The sequence below is a fragment of the Nonomuraea sp. JJY05 genome, assembly GCF_043496855.1.
Classification (GTDB): Bacteria; Actinomycetota; Actinomycetes; order Streptosporangiales; family Streptosporangiaceae; genus Nonomuraea.
The window spans coordinates 1-2,347 of sequence record NZ_JBIEIS010000116.1; the positions used below are offsets into that span (position 1 = coordinate 1).

Annotated in this window: 4 protein-coding genes; 3 read left to right on the top strand and 1 reads right to left on the bottom strand. The window is 67.4% G+C overall.

Annotated features, from left to right (window positions below; all coding sequences use genetic code 11):
- Positions 1-87: 87 nt before the first annotated feature.
- The gene (locus tag ACFKCF_RS61480) at positions 88-489 is read left to right on the top strand and encodes a hypothetical protein (RefSeq protein WP_394506757.1); all 402 of its coding nucleotides are present in this window, start codon (positions 88-90) and stop codon (positions 487-489) included.
- Between the two features lie 167 nt (positions 490-656).
- Here the strand turns inward: ACFKCF_RS61480 and ACFKCF_RS61485 are convergent, their stop codons facing one another.
- Positions 657-968, bottom strand: coding sequence for a UBP-type zinc finger domain-containing protein (locus tag ACFKCF_RS61485; protein ID WP_364842875.1), 312 nt, complete (start codon positions 966-968; stop codon positions 657-659).
- A gap of 298 nt (positions 969-1,266) precedes the next feature.
- Between ACFKCF_RS61485 and ACFKCF_RS61490 the strand changes: the two genes are divergently transcribed.
- Positions 1,267-1,740, top strand: a complete 474-nt coding sequence (locus tag ACFKCF_RS61490; protein WP_394506759.1) for an ATP-binding protein — start codon at positions 1,267-1,269, stop codon at positions 1,738-1,740.
- Between the two features lie 347 nt (positions 1,741-2,087).
- Positions 2,088-2,347 (top strand): hypothetical protein (locus ACFKCF_RS61495; protein WP_394506760.1); only part of this gene is annotated, 260 nt, incomplete at its 3' end.

Below are 2,347 nucleotides of genomic sequence, written 5' to 3' on the forward strand. Positions count from 1 at the left end.
CAGTTCTCCACCGGTCCTGTGTAGTAGCCGCGCTGGCCCGCGGCGACAGCGCCGGCGATCAGCCACAGGATCAGCACTATCGATGCGATGCGCATCGGTTTTACCTCCACCTTCGTCAATTGCACGGGGAGTGCCGCAGGCGATCAGGGCAACGACGAGCCGTACGGGCTCATCGCGGGTGTGCGGCGGCATCCCGGGCGGGACCAGCTCGCCCAGCCCTCACCGGACGGCCAGCCGGAGAGGGAGAATCAGCGTTTGAAGGCGTCCTTGACCTTTCCCGCCGGCCTGCCTCAGGCTTCCCGCGACCCGATCGCTCTTGCCCTCAGCCTGCTGGCGCCGGTTGCCGGTGGCGCGGCCCAACGCTGCCTGACCCAGCCCTTGACGGCCTGCGCCTTGTCTCTGATCTTCCTGCCAAGGCTCATCGTCGTTCACCGCCCCGCTCAGCCATCACCCGGGCAGACCATTGATCTGTCTGCCCGTCGGCCATGACCTCGTGCAGGCGGACACTCACCGCGCTCAGGCGGCTTGGAGTCTCAGTGTCCTTCCCGGCTTGTGGTGGGGAAATGAGCAAGGATCAGGCTGGTTATCACCGGAACAGATGAGCGTGCCCTGGGGCGATGTCGGCGCCCGGAGGGCCGGGGCCGGGACGATGGTGCTCACACGGTCCGTTCGTGGACGTAACACCAGCGCCAAGCCGTTTCCGGCTCCAGCGCCGCGACCACCGGATGATCGGTCTCCCGGTAGTGCTCGCGGGCGTGAGTGCCCGGCGAATCGTCGGAACAGGCCACCCACCCGCATGTCAGGCACGCCAGCAGGCGGCTCCAGGACAGGCCCAGAGCCAGGCATCCGGCGCACTGCGGTGATCCGGGCTCAGCTCTCGGAGAAATATCAACATGCTCGCATCGTGGCGCCTGACCGTTCAGGCTGCCGCGCTCGCTCACTTCCATGCCATCGATGTTCAGGGTCATGACGACCCTCCTCAGGCGGCAGCCGGCACGAGGTGTGCCGGCTGGTCCCCTTCACTCAACCTCATCGGCCTACCAGCGGAAACGGGCAATCGCAGCAAGTCCCATCACCCTCCGCGATCGCCACGTTGAGCAGGCCCCGAAGGCCGAGAGGGCCGGGAACGGGCTTGCCGGGGGCTCACCTCCCAACTCGCCCGGGACCTGATGATTGGCTGGTCAACGCGATCACAGACATGGCAGCGCAAGGACTGGGCAAGAGGTGGGCGATCCGGCCACCCCAGCCGAGAGGCAGCGATTCATCATGATCTCCGAGTTCCGGTTACAGTGGCCGATCACCCGCGACCTGGCGACGCTGCGCGAGTGCGTGCACGCCTTCGGTCTCGCAGCCGGCCTGACCGGGCAGCGCCTGCAGGATCTGGTGTTCGTCGCCAACGAGGCCGCGACCAACGTGCTGCAGCACGGCGGCGCAGGCGGCGCCCTGATCGCGTGGAGCGACATCACAGGGGTGAACCTGGAGGTCGTCGACACCGCCGGTGCCCTGAGCGAAGCCGACCTGAGCCTCGAACCCGACCTCGCCGCCGGCCACGGTGTTGGCTATGGTTACGGTGTCGGCCTGCGGCTGATCCGGCGCCTGTGTGACGAGGTCAGCATTGAAGGGGTTATGGGGAGCGCTCGGCTACGCCTGCGCCTGCACCGCCAGGCACCGGCCACGGCCTCCGCGAAGAATCGTCCACCGGAGCGTGACGAAGGGCATCCTTTTTCTGAACCTGAGTGACCCCTTTTCGCGTGTTGTACGCGGAGAGGCCACCCGGCGGAACGCTCGGTGCGCGCACAACAGTCTGTCCGGGTCTGTATCCCGCGGTTCACGGTGAGGCGTGGCGATCCGGGCCGACGAGCTCGGCATTTTTCAAGGGGAGGTCCTGCCGCCCTCACCCCGCCAGCACCTGGGCGGTGATCGCCGGTGGTGATAAGCCTGGCTGGAATCGGTGGTTTCCGCTCCGGCGAGCCTGCTAGATGATCAGGTCACTGCTCCTCACGCTGGCACCCATCGCAACGTGTTCACGCCGCCGCCTCAAACCCGAGGCCCCCTTATCTCCCGTACTCCCCCCGTAGGAGCCCGGCATGAACACCACGGACAGCACCCAAGCCCCCGCACCCGTGATCGCGTCAGTGATCGTAGCCATGGCCGAACCACCAGTGATCGCGCCCACCCTGCTCACCGCCCCCGACCGGATCCTGCGCATCGCCCCGCTGGCCGACGCGGGCCTGCGGATCGAGGGTGAGCTCGACCGCGCCACTCTGCCCGCCCTGAGGCGGGCGCTGGCCTCGATGGCGAGCGGCGGCGCCGGCTTCTGCGTCGATCTGAGCAGCCTGACGTTCAT